19 protein-coding genes are annotated in these 19,843 nt (G+C 56.2%); 14 read left to right on the top strand and 5 right to left on the bottom strand.

Annotation, left to right across the window (positions count from 1 at the left end):
- The first annotated feature begins 23 nt into the window (after window positions 1-23).
- From yedF to AR306_RS05570, 11 genes are all read left to right on the top strand, one after another.
- Window positions 24-263, top strand: a complete 240-nt coding sequence (yedF, locus tag AR306_RS05620) for a sulfurtransferase-like selenium metabolism protein YedF (protein WP_206167967.1) — start codon at window positions 24-26, stop codon at window positions 261-263.
- A gap of 271 nt (window positions 264-534) precedes the next feature.
- Window positions 535-1,038 carry a diaminobutyrate acetyltransferase gene (ectA, locus tag AR306_RS05615; RefSeq protein WP_101496582.1) on the top strand — a complete coding sequence of 168 codons (504 nt, stop codon included), beginning with the start codon at window positions 535-537 and terminating at the stop codon, window positions 1,036-1,038.
- 78 nt (window positions 1,039-1,116) lie between these two features.
- Complete coding sequence (gene ectB, locus AR306_RS05610; protein WP_101496581.1) at window positions 1,117-2,397, top strand: diaminobutyrate--2-oxoglutarate transaminase; 1,281 nt, start codon at window positions 1,117-1,119, stop codon at window positions 2,395-2,397.
- A 112-nt stretch (window positions 2,398-2,509) separates the two neighbouring features.
- Window positions 2,510-2,902 carry an ectoine synthase gene (locus AR306_RS05605; protein WP_101496580.1) on the top strand — a complete coding sequence of 131 codons (393 nt, stop codon included), beginning with the start codon at window positions 2,510-2,512 and terminating at the stop codon, window positions 2,900-2,902.
- A gap of 169 nt (window positions 2,903-3,071) precedes the next feature.
- Window positions 3,072-3,449 (top strand): DUF4168 domain-containing protein, encoded by a 378-nt coding sequence (locus AR306_RS05600; protein WP_166627830.1) that lies wholly within the window; start codon window positions 3,072-3,074, stop codon window positions 3,447-3,449.
- A 97-nt stretch (window positions 3,450-3,546) separates the two neighbouring features.
- Entirely contained in the window at window positions 3,547-5,313 is a 1,767-nt protein-coding gene (locus AR306_RS05595; RefSeq protein ID WP_101496578.1) for an SLC13 family permease, read from the top strand.
- Window positions 5,314-5,341: 28 nt separating this feature from the next.
- Window positions 5,342-6,268: a tRNA glutamyl-Q(34) synthetase GluQRS gene (gluQRS, locus tag AR306_RS05590; RefSeq protein WP_101496577.1), complete on the top strand. Its 927-nt coding sequence runs from the start codon at window positions 5,342-5,344 to the stop codon at window positions 6,266-6,268.
- Between the two features lie 755 nt (window positions 6,269-7,023).
- Window positions 7,024-8,505 carry a glutamate--tRNA ligase gene (gene gltX, locus AR306_RS05585; protein WP_101496576.1) on the top strand — a complete coding sequence of 494 codons (1,482 nt, stop codon included), beginning with the start codon at window positions 7,024-7,026 and terminating at the stop codon, window positions 8,503-8,505.
- 137 nt (window positions 8,506-8,642) lie between these two features.
- On the top strand, window positions 8,643-9,413 hold the full coding sequence (locus AR306_RS05580; RefSeq protein ID WP_101496575.1) for a sulfite exporter TauE/SafE family protein: 771 nt from the start codon (window positions 8,643-8,645) through the stop codon (window positions 9,411-9,413).
- A 102-nt stretch (window positions 9,414-9,515) separates the two neighbouring features.
- A complete protein-coding gene (gene yaaA / locus AR306_RS05575; RefSeq protein WP_101496574.1) occupies window positions 9,516-10,295 on the top strand; it encodes a peroxide stress protein YaaA in 780 nt (259 codons plus the stop codon).
- Between the two features lie 2 nt (window positions 10,296-10,297).
- Window positions 10,298-10,759, top strand: a complete 462-nt coding sequence (locus AR306_RS05570; protein ID WP_101496573.1) for a multidrug transporter — start codon at window positions 10,298-10,300, stop codon at window positions 10,757-10,759.
- A 64-nt stretch (window positions 10,760-10,823) separates the two neighbouring features.
- On the opposite strand, the gene AR306_RS05565 is transcribed toward AR306_RS05570, so the two are convergent.
- The 5 genes from AR306_RS05565 to gabD all read right to left on the bottom strand — a co-directional run bounded on the left by AR306_RS05565 (window position 10,824) and on the right by gabD (window position 14,145).
- Window positions 10,824-11,171, bottom strand: coding sequence for a YajD family HNH nuclease (locus AR306_RS05565; protein ID WP_101496572.1), 348 nt, complete (start codon window positions 11,169-11,171; stop codon window positions 10,824-10,826).
- A complete protein-coding gene (locus tag AR306_RS05560; RefSeq protein WP_101496571.1) occupies window positions 11,168-11,467 on the bottom strand; it encodes a monooxygenase in 300 nt (99 codons plus the stop codon). Before AR306_RS05560 ends, AR306_RS05565 begins: the two co-directional genes overlap by 4 nt.
- A 115-nt stretch (window positions 11,468-11,582) precedes the next feature.
- Entirely contained in the window at window positions 11,583-11,867 is a 285-nt protein-coding gene (locus AR306_RS05555) for a hexameric tyrosine-coordinated heme protein (protein WP_240622490.1), read from the bottom strand.
- 210 nt (window positions 11,868-12,077) lie between these two features.
- Window positions 12,078-12,560 (bottom strand): transcription elongation factor GreB, encoded by a 483-nt coding sequence (greB, locus tag AR306_RS05550; protein WP_101496570.1) that lies wholly within the window; start codon window positions 12,558-12,560, stop codon window positions 12,078-12,080.
- Window positions 12,561-12,693: 133 nt separating this feature from the next.
- Complete coding sequence (gene gabD, locus AR306_RS05545; RefSeq protein WP_407071183.1) at window positions 12,694-14,145, bottom strand: NADP-dependent succinate-semialdehyde dehydrogenase; 1,452 nt, start codon at window positions 14,143-14,145, stop codon at window positions 12,694-12,696.
- A gap of 239 nt (window positions 14,146-14,384) precedes the next feature.
- Here gabD and AR306_RS05540 point away from each other — a divergent pair, with 239 nt between their 5' ends.
- From AR306_RS05540 to AR306_RS05530, 3 genes are all read left to right on the top strand, one after another.
- On the top strand, window positions 14,385-16,223 hold the full coding sequence (locus AR306_RS05540; protein ID WP_101496568.1) for a putative nucleotidyltransferase substrate binding domain-containing protein: 1,839 nt from the start codon (window positions 14,385-14,387) through the stop codon (window positions 16,221-16,223).
- 443 nt (window positions 16,224-16,666) lie between these two features.
- On the top strand, window positions 16,667-17,041 hold the full coding sequence (locus AR306_RS05535; RefSeq protein WP_101496567.1) for a hypothetical protein: 375 nt from the start codon (window positions 16,667-16,669) through the stop codon (window positions 17,039-17,041).
- Window positions 17,042-17,471: 430 nt separating this feature from the next.
- Window positions 17,472-19,799 (top strand): P-loop ATPase, Sll1717 family, encoded by a 2,328-nt coding sequence (locus AR306_RS05530; protein WP_101496566.1) that lies wholly within the window; start codon window positions 17,472-17,474, stop codon window positions 19,797-19,799.
- Window positions 19,800-19,843: the final 44 nt, after the last annotated feature.

Below are 19,843 nucleotides of genomic sequence, written 5' to 3'. Positions count from 1 at the left end.
TTTTTTACAAAGAGCAACAAACCATGAATACCGATTTGAACCCCGACTTCACCCTCGACCTGCGTGGCGAGTCCTGTCCTTACCCGGTGATCTATACGCTGGAAGCGCTGGAGGGCATGAACAAGGGTGAGCTGCTGCAGGTGATTACCGACTGTCCGGGCTCCTTCCGCAACGTCCCGGAAGAGGCGACGGCCCATGGTTACCGCTTCGCCTGTGATCCGGTGAAGAACGGGCAGGAGTTCCTGTTCTACATTTACGCTTGAGTGACTAGACGAGTGGTCGTTTTTTATACAGAAATGACCGTTCGTCAGAAAATTGCCTGCCGGATATCCGCAGCCTTGGCGGGTGTTCTTACCTGCTTTTCTTGTTTTCAATAATGCCAGTGGAAACAGATATCTAGCGAATGATGACAGCCTTCCCGGTGACCCCGGGCGAAAGTCTGCCAAGCCCCTTCCGCTGACAAAATTCGTGGTTGTAATGGTTTTTCCATGTCTTTAGGGTAAAAACCGTTTTTCACAACCAACGGAATTTATTGTGAGTATTGCCACAGTCACCCTGCGTCAACCCGCTGACCAGGACGGCTACTCCCTGCATCAGCTGGTATCACGTTGCCAGCCCCTCGATACCAATTCGGTTTATTGCAACCTGCTGCAGTGCACCGACTTTGCCGATACCGCCATTGCCGCCGAAAACGCACAGGGCGAACTGGTCGGCTTCATTTCCGGTTATTGCCCTCCTGCACGGCCCGACACGCTGTTTGTCTGGCAGGTGGCGGTAGATGGCAGCATGCGCGGCCAGGGCCTGGCCTTGCGCATGTTGCTGACGCTGATCAAGCGTGTGGCAGCCGGGCAGGGTGTGCGCTACCTGGAAACCACCATCTCTCCCGACAACGCTGCCTCGCAGGCGTTGTTTCTCAAGGCATTTGCGACGCTGGGCATCCAGCACCAGACGCGCACGCTGTTCAGTCGCGAGCGGCATTTTGCCGGCCGGCACGAGGATGAAGTGCTGTATCGCGCCGGCCCGTTCAAAGACTCATAAAGGGGTCAGGTACATTTAATTTAAATGTACCTGACCCCTTTATGTACCGAACCATAACGACAAAACAAAAGGTTAATCATGGAAATCTTCAAGCAAAACGAATCTGGCGTACGCAGTTACTGCCGCTCCTTTCCCGTCGTGTTCAACAAGGCGCTGGGCGCCGAACTGTTCAGCGCGGACGGCACCCGTTACATCGACTTTCTGGCCGGTGCCGGCACGCTGAATTACGGGCACAACCACCCGGTGCTGAAGCAGGCCTTGCTGGATTACATCGAAAACGACGGCCTGACCCATGGTCTGGACATGTATTCCAAGGCCAAGGAGCGCTTTCTGGAAACCTTCAACCGCATCATCCTGAAGCCGCGCGGCATGCAGGATTATCTGGTGCAGTTCACCGGCCCGACCGGCACCAACGCGGTCGAGGCAGCGCTGAAACTGGCACGCAAGGTAACCGGACGCAGCAATGTCATCAGCTTTACCAATGGCTTTCATGGTTGCTCGCTGGCGGCACTGGCTGCTACTGGTAACGAGCATCATCGTGGCGGCGCCGGTACCGCGCTGAATGATGTCAGCCGCATGCCCTATGCCAACTATTTCGGCAAGGAAGTCAGCACCATTGCCATGATGAAAAAGCTGCTGGAAGACCCGTCCAGCGGTGTCGACACGCCGGCAGCGGTGATTGTCGAGGTGGTGCAGGGTGAGGGTGGCCTGAATACCGCATCGGCCGACTGGCTGCGCCAGCTGGAAAAGCTGTGCCGCCAGCACGGCATGCTGCTGATTGTCGATGACATCCAGGCCGGTTGTGGCCGTACCGGCAGCTTCTTCAGCTTCGAGGACATGGGTGTGCAGCCGGATATTGTCACGCTGTCCAAGTCGCTGAGCGGTTATGGCCTGCCATTTGCCGTGGTGCTGCTGAAAAACGAGCTGGATCAGTGGAAGCCCGGCGAGCACAACGGCACCTTCCGTGGCAACAACCATGCCTTCGTTACTGCCGCAGCCGCGTTTGAGCACTTTTGGCAAAGCGAGGACTTTGCCCTGAGCGTGCGCGAGAAGGGCCAGCGTATCCGTATCCGCATGGAGCAGATTGCCCGTCGTCACGCAGGTAGCAAATTGTTTGTGAAAGGTCGCGGCATGATGCTGGGCATCAGCTGCCCGGATGGCGAGTCGGCCGGCCGCATTTGCGAGCTGGCTTTTGGCAAGGGCCTGGTGATCGAGACCAGCGGCAATCACAGCCAGGTGGTGAAGTGCCTGTGCCCGCTGGTGATCAGCGAAGAGCAGATTGACCGCGCCATGGACATTCTGGACGAGGCCTTTGCCGAGGTGTTTGACGACGCCGGCAGTACGCGCAAGGCGTCTTGAAGCCGCTTTGTGCAAAAGGGCTTGCCCGTGAGAGGTGTTCTCTCAGGGCCAGGGTCCTTCGTACAGCGGCTGCGCATGTATTTGAGTAAAAACAATCAACCAAGGAAACAACATGATCGTTCGTACACTGGAAGACTGTGAAAACAGCCCGCGCCGCATAGTGGCGCAAAACTGGGAGAGCACCCGCATGTTGCTCAAAGACGACAACATGGGCTTCTCCTTCCATATCACCACCATTTATGCCAATACCGAAACCCATATCTGGTACCAGAATCATCTGGAATCCGTGTATTGCATCAGCGGCGAGGGCGAAATCGAAACCCTGGCCGACGGCAAGGTCTATCCCATCAAGCCCGGCACGCTCTATGTGCTGGACCAGCACGACGAGCATCTGCTGCGCGGCTTTTCCGAAATGAAGATGGCCTGCGTATTCAACCCGCCACTGAGTGGCAAGGAAACCCATGATGAAAACGGCGTGTATCCGGTAGACGGCGAGCCGCTTTGATCTCCGCGCCCGTATCGCACAGGGGACGCAGCGTATCGAGCGGCATTTCGCCCGTTACCTGCGCTGCCGATCCGGTACAGGCTGTAATGCCAAGCACTATCGAGACCTGTTCTACACCCAAGCGCCGTGCCTGGCACGGCACCCACGACGCAGCTACAGGAGAATGATTATGCATTTTACAACCCCGAAACTTGTTGCACTGGCTCTGGCCGGCGGTCTGACGTTTGCCACGCATGTCGTGGCGCAGGAACCGGCGGCGCAACCTGAAACGGCACCATCGGTGCAGCAGAGTCAATACACTGACCAGGAGCTGGACATGTTCGCCTCCTCGTATCAGGCAATCATGGAAGTGCGTGAAAAATACGCCGCCGAACTGGAGGCCGTTGACGATGAAGAGAAAAGCCGTCAGCTGATTGCCAGGGCCAATGAGGAGATCAGCAATCTGGTTGGCCGTTATGGTCTCAGTGTAGAAAAATACAACGAAATCGCCCAAAGCCTGCAGACTGACCCGGAACTGGTGCAGCGGGTGATGGGGAAATTGCAGTAACCCGAGCTGGAAGCTGCAAAAAAAGCCCTGCAGGGCTTTTTTTGTGCTCGCGGATTCTGCACCATGGAGCCAGGTAGCACACTACAGGAATGCCGGCATGACACTGGAAATTGCACTGGTGCTGACCATTGCCGCAGGTGCCATGGTGCTGTTCGTCACCGAGGCTCTGCGTGCCGATGCCATTGCGGTGCTGGTACTGGTTAGCCTGACGCTGCTCGGGCTGGTCAGCCCCGGTGAGGCGCTGAGCGGTTTCGGCAACCAGGCCACCATTGCCGTGGCCTCGATGTTCATTCTTGCTGCCGGGTTGCAGAACAGCGGGGCCCTGTCGGGCCTGAGTACCTTGCTGGGCAAGGCGCGTTCGCCGTTGCAATTCTTGCTGATGCTGTTTGGCCTGCTGGCGCTGATCGCTCCTTTCGTCAACAACACGGCGGTGGTGGCCGTGTTCATCCCGATCGTGATTGCCGCCAGCCTGAAAATCGGCCTGGCACCGTCCAAGGCGCTGATTCCGCTGTCCTATGTGTCGCAGATGGTCGGCGTGTGCACGCTGATCGGCACCTCGACCAACCTGATCGTCAACTCGGTGGCGCGGGACCTTGGCCATCCGGGGTTCAGCATGTTCCAGTTCTTGCCGCTGGGTGCCATCTGCTTTGTCGCCGGCAGTCTGTACCTGCTGACCCTGGGCCGCTGGTTGTTGCCGGAGGTACGCAGTTCCGACCTGGATAACCTCTATGACTTTGGCCATTACATTACCGAGCTGAAGGTGGCCGAAGACTCCAGTCTGCTTGGCAGCAGCGTGGAGCAGGCGCACCTTGGCAAGGAATATGCGGTGTATGTGCTGGAGCTGCTGCGCGATGGCGAGAAATACTGGTCGCCACGCTCCGAACAGCTGCAGGTCGGGGATGTACTGCTGATACGCGGTACCTGGCCTGACCTGGAGCGGCTGCAGCAGGAGCACAAGCTGGAGTTCAACAGCCAGATCGATTTTCAGATCAAGGGCAAGAAAGCCGGCAAGACCGTCGTCGCCGAAGTGATGATTGCGCCACAGTCACGCATGGCTGGCCGCTTGCTGGCGGCGCTGAACCGTGGCTGGCGTTATAACGCCTCGGTTTTGGGCGTGCAGAGGCGCGGGCAGGTGATTCGCGAAAAGCTCAACAGCCTGCGTTTGCAGGTGGGCGACATCCTGCTGATGGCACTGCCAGAGGAGGACATGTCCAGCCTGCGCCGGGACAAGAGCGTGCTGGTGCTGTCGCAGCGCCAGAGCAGTGAACAGCCGGGCTGGCGTGCGCCCTTTGCCTTGCTGGTGATGGTACTGGTGGTCGGTGTGGCCGCCGTCGGCTGGTTGCCGATCGCCATTACTGCCATGACCGGCGCGGCTGCCATGGCGCTGGCCGGCTGTGTGCAGGTCGATGATGTCTATGACTCCACCGACTGGTCGATCGTGATCATGATGGCCGGCTTGTTGCCGCTGGGTATTGCCATGAGCAGCAGCGGTGCAGCCGAGTTCATTGTGCAACACACTGTGGGACTGGTCAGCGACATGGGCCCGCATGTGGTGCTGGCGGTGGTCTACCTGATGGCCCTGCTGTTTGGCGAGTTGATGAGCAACTCGGCGGCTGCCGTGCTGTTGACGCCGGTGGGCTTTTCCACCGCGCAGATGCTGGGGGTGGACGCCACGCCCTTTCTGATTGCCGTGACCTTTTCCGCCTCCACCAGTTTCCTGACACCGGTCGGCTACCAGACCAACATGATGGTGTATAACGCCGGCGGCTACCGTTTCACCGATTTCATCAAGGTCGGCCTGCCGCTGAATGCGATTTTCTGGGTGCTCGGTGTATTATTCATTCCGGTTTTCTGGCCGTTCTGAATCCGTATCGCAACAATAAGGCAACCCGATGACGTATCGAGGACGTTTTGCTCCATCACCCACCGGCGATCTGCACTTTGGCTCACTGGTCACCGCCACCGCCAGTTACCTGGATGCGCGGGCCAATAACGGCCAGTGGCTGGTGCGCATCGAGGACGTGGACAAGACCCGCACTGTACCCGGTGCCAGTGACCAGATCCTGCGCACGCTGGAGGCATTCGGCTTTGCCTGGGACGGGCTAGTATGGGTGCAGAGCCGGCGTGACGAGGCCTACCTGGCGGCGCTGGAACGGCTGGCCGGGCAGGGCCTGTTGTACGCCTGTCACTGCTCACGCAGCCAGATTGCCGAGCGGGCAGTGCATACCGCTAGCGACGGTAGCCTGGTCTATCCCGGTACCTGTCGTCCGGAATCGGCGGCGCCGCTCCGTCTGGACGAGCTGGCTCCGGCCGCCTGGCGGCTGCGGGTACGGGATGAGCAGCAGGTGTGTTTTGATGATCTGTTGCAGGGCACGCGGGAGGAGCTGCTGGGCCGTGACTGCGGGGATTTTGTCCTGCGCCGGGCCGATGGCCTGTTTGCCTATCAGCTGGCGGTGGTGGTGGATGATGCGGAGCAGGGTGTCAACGCGGTGGTGCGCGGTTCGGACCTGCTGGGTTCCACCGCACGGCAGATCTACCTGCAACAGTGTCTGGGCTATCCGCAGCCGTCCTATGCCCATCTGCCGCTGGCAACTGATGCCTATGGCCGAAAATGGTCCAAGCAACGGCTGGCACCGGCACTGCAACCGGGCGAAGCCAGCAACCTGCTGTGGCATGCCTTGCGCTTTCTTGGTCAGCCGGCACCGGACGAGCTGGCAACAGCGCCGCTGCCTGACATCTGGAGCTGGGCGCTGGCCCACTGGGTGCTGGAGCGGGTGCCGCACTGCATCAGTCTGCGCACGCCGGATGTTCTGGCCTGAGCTGCCGCATGGTCAAATCGGAAGCTGTTTCGTCGTGGCCTTGCTTCTGGGGGGGCATGATTTTGCCCATTTTGCCATTGCAGGTTTTACGCACCCTGGAACTGGAATAATCTGGCCCCCACACACAGCCCGGCTTTGCCGGGTTTGTCCGAATGAATTCGGACCTACAAAGTGCCAGAAGCAAGCCGTAGGTGCGAATTCATTCGCACATGGCCCCACACACAACCCGGTTCTTCCGGGTTTGTCCGAATGAATTCGGACCTGCAAAGTGCCGAAAGCAAGCCGTAGGGGCGAATTTATTCGCACATGGCCCCACACACAGCCCGGCTTTGCCGGGTTTGTCCGAATGAATTCGGACTTACAAAGTCCCAGAAGCAAGCCGTAGGTGCGAATTCATTCGCGCATGGCCCCACACACAACCCGGTTCTTCCGGGTTTGACCGAATGAATTCGGACCTGCAAAGTGCCGAAAGCAAGCCGTAGGGGCGAATTTATTCGCACATGGCCCCACACACAGCCCGGCTTTGCCGGGTTTGTCCGAATGAATTCGGACCTGCAAAGTGCCGAAAGCAAGCCGTAGGTGCGAATTTATTCGCACATGGCCCCACACACAGCCCGGCTTTGCCGGGTTTGTCCGAATGAATTCGGACCTACAAAGTGCCAGTAGCAAGCCGTAGGTGCGAATTCATTCGCACATTCATACTTTTTGCTAGAATGGCCGCCTTTGTTTTCACCCTTTGATTCTGGATGGCATTCATGACCCAAGTTGTTCGTACCCGCGTTGCGCCTTCTCCCACCGGTGACCCTCACGTCGGCACGGCTTACATAGCCCTGTTCAACATGGTGTTTGCCCGCCAGCACGGCGGTCAGTTCATTTTGCGCATCGAGGACACCGACCAGCTACGTTCCAGCCGCGAGTCCGAACAGCAGATTTTCGATGCCCTGCGCTGGCTCGGCATCGAGTGGGACGAAGGTCCGGATGTAGGTGGCCCGCACGGCCCTTATCGCCAGTCCGAGCGTAGCGAAATCTACCAAAAATACGCCAACGAGCTGGTAGAAAAGGATCATGCCTTCCATTGCTTCTGCTCGCCGGAGCGACTGGACGCCGTGCGTGCCGAACAGATGGCCAACAAGCAAACGCCTGGCTACGACGGCCATTGCGCCCACCTGGACAAGGCTGAAGCACAGGCCCGGGTCGATGCCGGTGAATCCCATGTCATCCGCATGCGGGTACCGGCCGAGGGCGTTTGCGTGGTCAAGGACATGCTACGCGGCGATGTGGAAATCGGCTGGGACCGCATGGACGAGCAGGTACTGATGAAGGCCGACGGCCTGCCCACTTACTTCCTTGCCAACGTGGTCGATGATCACCTGATGGGCATCACCCATGTGCTGCGCGGTGAAGAGTGGCTGCCATCCGCACCCAAGCTGATCAAGCTGTACGAATATTTTGGCTGGGAACTTCCGCAGCTGTGCTACATGCCGCTGCTGCGTAACCCGGACAAGAGCAAGCTGTCCAAGCGCAAGAACCCGACCTCCATCACCTTCTACGAACGCATGGGCTACCTGCCCGAGGCGATGCTCAACTACCTGGGCCGCATGGGCTGGTCGATGCCGGACGAGAGCGAAAAGTTCTCGCTGGCCGAGATGATCGAGAATTTCGACATCAACCGCATCTCGCTGGGCGGACCGATTTTTGACGTGGAAAAACTCTCCTGGCTCAACGGCCAGTGGCTGCGCGAGCTGCCGGTCGAGGAGTTTGCTGCACGGGTACAGAAGTGGGCATTCAATCCGGAATACCTGATGCAGATTGCACCGCATGTACAGGGCCGGGTGGAGAATTTCAGCCAGATCGCCCCGCTGGCGGCGTTCTTCTTCTCCGGTACGGTGCAGGTGACCGCCGAGGCACTGGCGCACAAGAAACTGGACGAGAAACAGGTGCGCCAGACCATCCAGTTTGTCCTCTGGGCGCTGGAAGCCCAGCGTAGCTGGGACAAGGATGGCATCACCGACTGCATCAACCGCGTCGGTGCCGCGCTGGATATCAAGCTGCGTGACATCATGCCGTTGATGTTCGTTGCCATCACCGGCCAGGCCAGCTCGGTGTCAGTGCTGGATGCCATGGTGATTCTCGGCCCCGACCTGACCCGTTACCGCCTGCGTCAGGCGCTGGAAGTGCTGGGCGGTGCCTCCAAGAAGGAAGCCAAGGACTGGGAAAAGCAGTTCAGGGATGTCTGACTGCAGCTTTTAAGCTAGTGAATGAAAATGGCGGCCCGAGTGGTCGCCATTTTCTAGCAGCCAGCACAATCCTTCGTAGGGTAGGCGGGGGACAGGCTGCATGGCATCCTGCCCGCTGGTTAAGCGGATGAGTGACGATGCTGGATTTCTTCTTGAGCGGGTTGCCCGATGCGCTGAACGGCTGGCAAGTGGTATTGCTGGTGGTCACGGCAGCATTCACGTCCTACCTGACGGCCAGTGTGGGCGTGGGCGGCGGCGTCTTTCTGCTGGCAGTGCTGAGCCTGACCATGCCGGTGGCGGCGATCATTCCGGTGCACGGGTTGGTACAGTTCGGCTCCAATGCCAACAGGGCGCTGATGCTGTGGCGGCATATCAGCTGGCGCTGCGTGCTGTTCTTCATGCCGGGTGCGCTGTTGGGGGCCGCCCTGGCCGCGCTATTTCTGGTGCAGTTGCCATTGCCGGTGCTGCAACTGGCGATTGCCTCGTTCATTCTCTATCTGGTGTGGGGGCCGAAGTTGCCCAGGTTGATGCTGGGCGACTGGGGCACGCTGGTGGCCGGCGGGCTGACCACCTTTCTCAGTCACTTTGTGGGCGCTACCGGCCCGCTGGTGGCGGCTTTCATCAAACAAAAACATGCAGACGACCGCCAGACTTCAGTTGCCACCTTTGCCGCCACCATGGTACTGCAGCATGGCCCCAAGGCGGTGGTATACGGTGCTGCCGGTTTCGTTTTCAGAGAGTGGCTGCTGCTGGTGCTGCTGATGATTGCGGCCGGTGCGCTGGGCACCAAGCTGGGACTACTGCAACTGGCCAGGCTGACCGACCGGCGTTTCACCCTGCTGTTCAACACGGTGCTGACGCTGTTGTGCCTGCGTCTGCTGTGGCAGGCAACAAACGGGCTGCTGTGACGGCGGACAGGCGTCATCCGGCCCTGCAAAATCATGCCGGTCTGCGTATACTTGTAGGCTGCAAACCGGGCAATGGCCCGGAGTATTTACAAGGGACAGCCTATGTTGATGGTCATTTCTCCGGCGAAAACGCTGGATTACGATACGCCACCGGTCACTGACAAATACACGCTGCCGCAGTTTGTCGGGCAGGCGCAGGAGCTGATCGGCGTGATGCGCGAATTCAGTCCGCTGGAGTTGTCGGCGCTGATGAAAATCTCCGACAAGCTGGCCGGCCTCAACGTGGCCCGCTATGCCGAATGGCAGCCGGAGTTCAACACAGACAACTCGAAGCAGGCGCTGCTGGCGTTCAAGGGCGATGTCTATACCGGGCTGGACGCCGACAGCCTGAGCGCTGACGAGCTGGATTACGCCCAGCTGCACCTGCGCATGCTGTCCGGCCTGTACGGGTTGTTGCGCCCGCTCGACCTGATGCAGCCCTACCGGCTGGAGATGGGCACCAGGGTGGCCAACCGGCGCGGCAAGGATCTGTACCAGTTCTGGGGCAATACCCTGACCGACACGCTGAATGCCTATATGGACGAGCAGGGGCAGAGCACCTTGCTCAATCTTGCGTCCAACGAGTATTTCAAGGCGGTGCAGCCGTCGCGGCTGAAGGCCAACCTGGTCAATGTGGACTTCAAGGACCAGAAAAATGGCGAGTACAAGATCATCAGCTTTTATGCAAAGAAAGCGCGGGGCATGATGGCACGCTACGTGATTCGGAACCGGATCGAATCGGTCGCCGGGTTGTGCAGCTTCGATGTGGACGGCTATTACTTTAGCGCGGAGCAGTCCAGTCCCAATCACCTGATCTTCTTGCGCGATCATCCGGAAGGCTGAGCATGTTGCCGCCACTGATTCCTGTCCTGACCTGGTTCACGCTGCTGGTCAAATACCCGCAACGCACGCTGGCGGTGGCCATACCGCTGTTGACTGTGCTTCTGACCCTGGCGGTGTGGGTGCAGTGGCAGGAAAAGAGCAATGAGCGGCTACTGGCACAGTTGCAGATGACGCTTGAATACGCCCCCGACGAGTGCCCGGCGGACATGCCGTTACTGGTGCGCGTCAATAATACCAGTGGGCGGGCGCTGGAGAGCCTGAGCTGGCGCATTGCCGCCTACCGGCCGGGAGAGCGCACCAATCTGGTCGAGGAGCGCTACAACAGCCCTTCGTATGGCGGAGACAATCCGCTGGCGGCCGGCCAGCACTGGCAACATTGCCTGCCGCTGCCCCAGCTGCGCAGCGGTTATCGCGCTGCCACGCTGGAGTTTCGCATCGAAAACCGCAAGGGGCGGTTTTTGTAGCCGCCAGGCAGTGCCTGCCAGATGGGGTTTCCCGGTCGAGGCCGGGTAAAGCCAGACGAGCAGGCTATTCCTGTCTGGATTTGAGCAGATCGGCCAGCCCAGCCAGTCCCTTGTAGGTTTGCTGCGGGCCTTTCTGGCCGGCGGCTTCCTCTTTCTGATAGTGCAGGTCTACCTGGCGCTGGTGCTCGTTGTCATGGCAATACAGGCACAACAGCTCCCAATTGGAGCCGTCCGGCGGGTTATTGTCGTGGTTGTGGTCGCGGTGATGCACGGTCAGCTCGCTCAGGCGCTTGCCGCTGAATTCACGGGCGCAGCGTCCGCAGTGATGCGGGTACATGCGCAGGGCTTTGTCACGGTAACCGCGTTCGCTGTCGCGGCGGTTCTGTGCAAGGATTTCGTCGAGTTTGCTCATAGCGGGGCCCGGTTGATGTGGCTCAGGGGTTGGTTGACGGAAAAAATGCGGCTGCGGATGCCGCTGACACCGGCAGCCTGCAGCCGCTGGCTGTGCCTGGCCAGATAGGCCTCGGCCGCTTCGCGCCCGGCAAACAGGTAGATGCCGCCGGCTTCGTGATTGCCGGCATCTTCTGTCCAGATTTTCCACAGCAGGTCGTTTTCCGTGGCGATATCTTCGGCCAGCGGGCGCATGGCCTGTGCCATTTCGGCAGCGAAGGGGCCATCGAAGGGAAAGTCGATTTGCAGGATATACATCGAAGAAAATGCTCCATGGCTGACAGTCAACAGATAGCCGGAGCATAGCAGGAAACAGCGCGGTAATCTTCCGGACCGGGGCCGTCCATGGCCGCGGAAACATCCGGGGGAGGGATTACTTCCAGTAGTTGTTGGCAGCCGCGACGGTGGCAAAGTTGGTTGCTACAACGTGGGATACCTGGATCAGGTCTTCGGCGTCATTGGAGTACTCGGCACGGCCTTTTTTCAGCACGTCCATGTTGGGCTGGGCCGTCTTCACGCCCATGCGGGACATCTTGATGGCCAGCTGGAAGCCCTGTTCCGGGGTGTCGGTCTTCAGGGTTGGCAGCCAGCTGTCAGCAGCCTGGGCAAAGCCGATCATCAGGCTGAACATGGCAGGGATCAGGAGAAACTTTTTCATGTGATATTCCTTCTTCTTTTTAGACGAAACAACGGTGTAGGTACGTCTGGCTGGCGCGGCATCGGGATGTGCTGTGTCAGCACGGAGCATGCACGGCCAGTGTAGGACAAAACGGACGGCTGTGAAGTACGACAATGGTGCCGGTTTTGGCCGCTGGGGCCGGCCGGTGGTATCCATGCGCGGCCTGTGGATACCATGCTGTAGCGGTTATCACCCGGCGGGTCCGCTGTAGCTGATAGCCGTCACATACCAGTGCCTTTCACCTTCGGGAGTACGCACCACCACCTCGTCGTCCAGAGCCTTGCCGAGACAGGCGCGGGCCACGGGGGATTTCAGCGAGATATGGCCTTTTGCGGCATAGACCTCTTCGTCGCCGACAATGCGAAAATGCAGCGTGTCACCGTTGTCGTTTTCCAGTTCGCACCAGGCGCCAAAGTAGATCTTGCCTTCCTGGGCCGGGTTGTATTCGATGCGCTCGGCAACATCAAACAGCTTGGTCAGGTAGCGGATGCGGCGGTCGATCTGGCGCAGCTTGCGCTTGTTCTCGGTGTAGTCGGCGTTTTCCGAGCGGTCGCCGAGGCTGGCGGCCCAGCTGACGACGGCGGTGATTTCCGGGCGGTGTTCGCGCAGCAGGTAGTTGAGTTCCTTCTTGAGCGCGTCGTAGCCGCCTGCGGTCAGAAGTTTTCGGGTCATGGCCGGTGGGTTCCTGTGTCAAAGCGGGAAAAGCGGGGAGGGGAGTTTAACCTGAAAGTATGGGTTTTGCTTCACCCGTGCCCCGCCAATGCTGTCAACCTCGTGCATAGGCGGGGCATGACCGTGATAGCGGCTAGGTCAAGTTGATGTTGATGTATTTGATTTCCAGGTATTCCTCGATGCCGTAGCGTGAGCCTTCGCGCCCGAGGCCCGAGGACTTGATGCCGCCAAAAGGTGCGACTTCATTGGAGATCAGCCCGGTATTGATGCCGACCATGCCGTATTCCAGCGCTTCGGACAGGCGGAAGATGCGTGACAGGTTCTGCGTGTAGACATAAGCCGCCAGGCCGTATTCGGTGTCGTTGGCCAACCGGATCACTTCGTTCTCGTCGCTGAAACGGAACAGTGGAGCCAGCGGACCGAAGGTTTCTTCACGGGCCACCAGTGCATCATGAGGTACGTCAAGCAGGATGGTTGGCTCGAAGAAGGTGCCGCCCAGTGCATGGGGCTGACCGCCCAGTGTCAGTCGTGCGCCCCGTTGCAGCGCGTCGTCAATGTGAGACTGCACCTTGTCCATGGCGGCCGGATTGATCAGCGGGCCGAGCGTGGTGTCAGTGTCCAGCCCGTTGCCCACGCGCAGCCCGGCCACGGCCTGTTGCAGCTTGTCGGCAAATTGCTGGTAGATGCTGTCATGTACATAGAAACGGTTGGTGCAGACACAGGTCTGGCCGTTGTTGCGGTATTTGGCGGCCAGTGCGCCGGCCACGGCCTGGTCCAGGTCGGCATCCCCGAATACGATGAAGGGCGCGTTGCCACCCAGCTCCAGGGATACTTTCTTGATGTCATGGGCGCACTGTTGCAGCAGCAGTCGGCCGGTGGCGGTGGAGCCGGTGAAGCTGAGCTTGCGCACCTGCGGGTTGCCGGTCAGCTCGCCGCCAATGGCCCGGGCATCACCGGTGACCACGTTGAATACCCCGGGCGGAATGCCGGCCTGCCGGGCCAGCTCGGCTAGTGCCAGCGCGGAAAACGGTGTTTGCGGGGCCGGCTTGAGCACCACTGTACAGCCGGCGGCCAGTGCCGGAGCGGTCTTGCGGGTAATCATCGAAGACGGGAAGTTCCAGGGCGTGATGGCAGCCACCACACCGACCGGCTGCTTCATCACCAGCAGGCGCTGGCCGGCTACCGGTGCCGGCAGCAGGTCGCCATAGACACGTTTGGCCTCTTCGGCAAACCATTCGACAAAGGACGCACCATAGAGGATTTCGCCACGGGCTTCGGCCAGCGGCTTGCCCTGCTCAAGGGTCATGATGCGGGCCAGCTCGTCCCGGTTATCCAGGATCAGCTCAAACCAGTTGCGCAGCAGTGTGGCGCGTTCTTTGGCGGGCAGGGCACGCCACTGCGGCAAAGCCCCGGCAGCGGCGTCAATGGCCTGGCGTGTTTCCGTGGCACCCATGCAGGGAACCTGGCCTAGCTGCGTGCCGGTCGCCGGATCAAAAATATCGGTGGTGGCACCATTCAGTGCTTCGCGCCACTGGCCGTTGATCCAGGCGAGCTGTTTGAATAATGGTGTTGTATTCATGCTGATCTCCAGAGGTTGCCAGGCCCAGAATACCTGATCCGGCCGGCAGGCACATGACGGTCGGGCTGATATCGGATCTGGCCGGTTTTATGCGCAGGCTAATGGTCTTTTTGACCAAAGGCGTGATTTAATTTGTGACAAAAAAATATACTCTTGCCTGTCATGCAATGCAGCGGCGTTTCGGCTTACATGCCGGACTGTCGACAGCTGGCCTCCGGGCGCAAAAATACAACAAGGAGATGCGCATGTCGGTACCCTTCAATTTGCACGTCGTACCTTTCAGCTTGCTGGACGAGGATGAACAGGAAAGGCTGCTGGCTGCTGTGGAGTACATGCAATTCGCTCCGGGAGATGTCCTGATCGAAGCCGGCGGACCACCCCGGGGTGTTTTTGTGATCTGCGGCGGCAAGGTGGCGGAAGCCGACCACCGGATTGAAAGCGCTGACGGCGAGCCGGCCACCAACGTATTCATGTATTACGAGGCGGAAGAGTATTTTGGCGGCTGGTCGATCTTCAACGGGCAGGCGATTCACCGCTTTTATGCCGTGGAACAGACCTGCGCCCACCTGATACCGACCCAGACGCTGTTCGAACTGATCGACAGCAACCCGCAGTTTGGCGAGTATTTCCAGCAAAATCTGGGAGCCAAGCGCGAAATCGTCGCCCAGCATGCACCCAACCAGGACATGGCAGAGTTCATGCTGGCCCGCATCAAGGACAGCACCATCCGCGAGCCGCTGATCGTGTCCGAAGGCGTCAGCATCGAGGAAGCCACCCGCCTGATGCGCGAGGAAAAATCCGACTGTCTGCTGGCACGCAAGGGCAATCGCTATGGCATGGTGACCGGCACCGACCTGCTGGATGCGGTGATTCTCGACAAGCTGCCGCTGGATACGCCGGTGGCGGAGATTGCCAGCTACCGGCTGATCAGCATCCAGCCCGATGATTATCTGTTCAACGCACTGATCATCATGACCCGCCAACATATCGAGCGTGTGGTGGTGACCGACGAGCAGGGCGGTCTGACCGGCATCATCGAGCTGACCGATGTGCTGAGCCACTTCTCCAGCCACTCCCATGTGATCGGCCTGCGGGTGGAGCGGGCGCAGACGGTAGAGGAGTTGCGCGAGGCGTCGTTCGGCCTGTTCGACCTGATCAAGGCACTGCTTTCGTCCGGGGTGAAAATCCGCTTCACCATGGAGCTGCTGGCAGCGGTCAACAGTCGCATCCTGGGCAAGCTGTTTGACCTGATCGTACCCAAGGAAGTACACCCGCACGTCTGCCTGATCGTCATGGGCTCCGAGGGGCGGGGCGAGCAGATCATGAAGACCGATCAGGACAACGGCCTGATCTATCGCGACGGGCTGGACTGGCCTGACATGCACAAGGTCATGCAGCAGTTCAGCGACACGCTGATTTCCTTCGGTTTTCCGCCCTGCCCGGGCAACATCATGGTATCCAATCCGGAGTGGGTGAACTCGGTACGCGAGTGGACCGGCAAGCTGGGCAAATGGAGCCGCAGCAGCAATACCACCGACATGATGAATCTGGCGATCGCCGCCGATGGCAAGCCGGTGGCAGGCAACACGGCGCTGTTCAAGGTGTCGCGCAATGCCTTCATGCGCGAGATCTTCACTGATCAGGTGTTTTTTTCGTTCTTTGCCCGGGCCGCGCTGGACTTCGAGACACCGCTGACCTTCTTTGGCCAGCTGAAGACCAGTCACGGGCTGGATATCAAGAAGGCCGGGGTGTTTCCGATCGTGCATGGCGTGCGCACCATGGCGCTGCAAAACAAGATCATCGAGACCAACACCTTCAAGCGGCTTGAGCTGCTGGCCGAATGCAGAATCGTCGAGCGGGAAATGGCGGCCAACCTGGCCGAGGCGCTGAGCTTTTTCATCCAGTTGCGTCTGCAGCAGCAGATCCAGCGGGTGACCGATAGCGGCCAGACCCATGACGAAACCCCCAACGAGATCGACTTCAAGCTGCTTAACAAGTTCGAGCGCGAGCTGTTGCGGGATTCGCTGGCGGTGGTCAAGGACTTCAAGAAGTCGCTGACGCACAGGTTTCACATAACCATGTAGCGGGCTGTTTTGTGCTGTGGTGTTGGGGGTTTTGCACTGTGGCGGCTGGGTATGGTGACGTTGGGAGCAGGCTGCCGCTGGTTCGGTCCTGCGGCCCAAACCGCTAAAGACCTGTTCCCAACGTCACCACACCCGAATCTGCCTTGTGCGGGGGAGGGCTGTTGGCCGGTTATCAGGGATAACCGGCTGCTGTCGCTGTGCAAATTGCCGGCATTCAGTGTCTGGCCGGACTCTTCTTGACAGGCTGTCTCTGGATAAGTTGCCCAGTAGTCTGCCAGTAAAAACAGTCGGATCAAGCAGAAAATATTATCAAAATGTAGAGCCTTGTAACCTGTTGATCCCTGTGCTTTAATCTTGATTTTAAAAATATCCCATCGTGTTATACGGCCTTCACGATGATTGGGTTATGTAGAAGGCGGTCTAATACATGTTAAGTGTATCCAATGAATAATCGAGAATTTACAAAGCTTATTGATTTCCTGAAACAGGTTCCGTCAGTTAAAGGAGCAATAGGGCACGGCGCTGACGATGATGGTCGATGGTGGGTGAAGTTCACTATCGATATTGGCCATTTGTTGTCGTGGCAAACGGTTCAAGAACTCGGTCACGTACTCAATTACCTTTCGATAGATGAGAGATTGCCAACGTCTTTCCATCCGGTATCGCCGCCTCCGTATATGAATGGTGGGCCTGATGCGTTTTTGTCTTGGGTTATTGAATGTCACGATCCTCAGTTTAAACCTGGGACTTGTGCTGACTGGCTTGAGGGTCGGCTACCCAATCCCGTGACGGATCTCGAACAGTGGGAAATGGATTAAACACACTTAACAAGTCACAGCACCGGACGCCACTGGCGTGGCGCCGGTGTGCTTGGCGTTATGTGTCTGCGGCGATATAAAGGGTTGTCATGTTAAAGAGGATAAAAGACTGGTACGACGGAGAGATTAAAACGTACGACGATCCGCATATTGTTGGAATTTACACCGATAGGCACTGGACTTCGGATATTGCTCATTCGGTCGTTGAATTTTATTTGGCTCATTGGAAGTGGCTGTGGGGGTTCGGTGTCTCGCTACTAGGCTTATACATTGCATATTTAGGGTTAAGCAAAGGTACGTAGGCTTCAACACATAACAAGTCAATCAACTGCGCGCCTACGGCGCCGGACGCAGCAAAGCTGCGCCGGTTATTGAGGCGTTATGCAAGCCATGCATGTGGAACATTGCGAAACTAAAAGGATAAATGAAAATGAGTGAATTGACGGGATTTTATGCGTACCCATCACAGCCAAATGAAATAGGACAATGTATAGAAAAGGCGGTTGATGAGTACAATCGGTCTCAGTCAGGTACTTGCGTCAATACATGGGTGCAACTAGACATAATTGGCCATTTTATTTCAACTGAGGTTCTGAAGGGCATAGACGAAGCTGATTTTCTTATCGCAGATATAACGAAGCTTAACTTCAATGTGGTTTATGAAATTGGTTACGCGATTGGAAGATCAAAGAGAGTCTTGTTAACCAAGAATAAAAGTATCGAAAATCAAGACTTAATAGCAGACAAGGTTGGTATATTCGATACTCTTGGTTATCGCGAGTATCAGAACTCTCAGGAACTAAAATCTTTTATTTTAGAAGCGTCGAAAAAATCACCTTTAGAGATTTCATCACGAGTCAACCGCCAAGCGCCAGTTTACTTGTTAGAAACGCCATATAAAACGGACTGGTCTGGTCGAATAGTTTCTCGTATAAAAAAGTCTGGCTATATTTTCCGAAACTTTGATCCAAATGAACAACCACGTCTTTCGGCGTATGATGCGATAAATCAAGTTTCGTCTTCCTATGGAGTCTTAGTGCCACTGTTATCAAAAGATTCATCTGGGAATGCCATTCATAATCTACGCGCCGCATTTATAGCAGGGTTGTCTGAGGGTATGGGCAAGGCATTTCGAATACTACAAAATGGCGACGATCCTGTTCCCCTAGACTATAGAGATTTTGTTAACGTAACTTATCATCCCGATGATGTGAATGATCATATTGCTGACTTTGCTAGTGATGTCGCTAGGGCGTTTCAAGAGAAAACGGAAGAGCAAAAGCTAACTGAACGATCCTTTCTTAAAAAATTAAACTTAGGATCTTCCTCAGCGGAAAACGAAATGCGGGATTTGAGCTCTTATTATTTGGAAACTGATCAGTATCTTAAAGCGTTACGAGGGGAAGCTCATCTTGTTATTGGAAGAAAGGGTTCTGGAAAATCAGCGATTTTTCTACAAATAAGAGATATTGAGAGAGATAGAAATCGAAGCAAGAATATAGTTTTAGATTTAAAGCCTGATGGCTATAAATTAATAAAGTTTAAAGAGAGAATTCTTAATTTTCTAGAAGAAGGAACCTATTTACATACGATAACGGCCTTTTGGGAATACGTTTTACTTCTTGAGATTTGCTACAAAATATTGGAGAAAGATAAGAAAAGACATATTCATGATCATGTGCTTTATGATGGTTATAGAGCTCTAGCAAATATATATAACGTTGACGACTATGATTCAGATGGTGATTTTTCTGAGCGTATGTCGCAGCTTATGGAAAAAGTATATTCTGAATATGAGTCGATCCATTCTGGAAAAGAAAAGGTCAGCCTTTCGTCCTCTGATCTTACACAATTACTCTATAAACATGATGTAAAGGCTTTGCGTCAAGAGTTGCTGAATTACATGGAGAACAAAGGCACGCTATGGCTTTTGTTTGACAATATTGACAACGGATGGCCTACGTCGGGGTTGGAGCATAACGATCTATTAATAATTCGGGCTTTAATTGATGCGACAAGAAAAATTGAAAGAGTATTTGGAAAAAAAGAACTTGACATAAAGACAGCAGTTTTCTTGAGAAATGATGTGTATGAACTCCTTGTAAAAGAAACGGCTGATAGAGGGAAAGAAGCAAGTGTTTTATTAGATTGGACAGACCCTGATTTACTTAGGGAGCTGGTTAGATTGCGAATTGTTGCCAATGGATTGGATGAGAACACTGAATTCGTCGAAGCCTGGTTGAAGATTATTGTAAGTCACTATAAAGGTGAAGAGTCATCTCAGTACTTTATAGATAGGTCGTTAATGAGACCCAGGTTCTTATTAAACTTGATCAACCACTGCAAAAGCTTTGCTATAAATTTAAATCATGAAATTATATCTGAATCTGATATTGAAAAGGGATTGTCGGCATACGCATCGGATCTTCTTAGGGATATTGGTTACGAATTGAGAGATATTGCGCCTGAATCTGAGAATGTTCTTTATTCATTTATTGGATGCAAATCAGAGCTAAATGAATCTGATGTCTTAGCTTTAATCGCTGAAGGTTCTGAGCCAGGAGAGATTACAAAGAAGATTTTCCAGCTTTTACTTTGGTATGGGTTTCTTGGCATTAAGATTAATTCAGATGACCCAAAATTTATCTACGATTTTAGTTATAACAAAACGTTAATGGATGGCGTTAAGAAAAAATCGAACCACTGCGTTATTTGTATAAACCAAGCGTTTTGGCCGGCGCTAATGATCAATACATAACAAGTGCATGTTGTCGGACTGGTTTTCCGCTGCGCTCCAAACCA

This window comes from Thiopseudomonas denitrificans, assembly GCF_002866065.1.
In the GTDB taxonomy this organism is placed as follows: Bacteria; Pseudomonadota; Gammaproteobacteria; order Pseudomonadales; family Pseudomonadaceae; genus Thiopseudomonas; species Thiopseudomonas denitrificans.
This window is presented reverse-complemented; position numbering and strand designations above follow the sequence as displayed.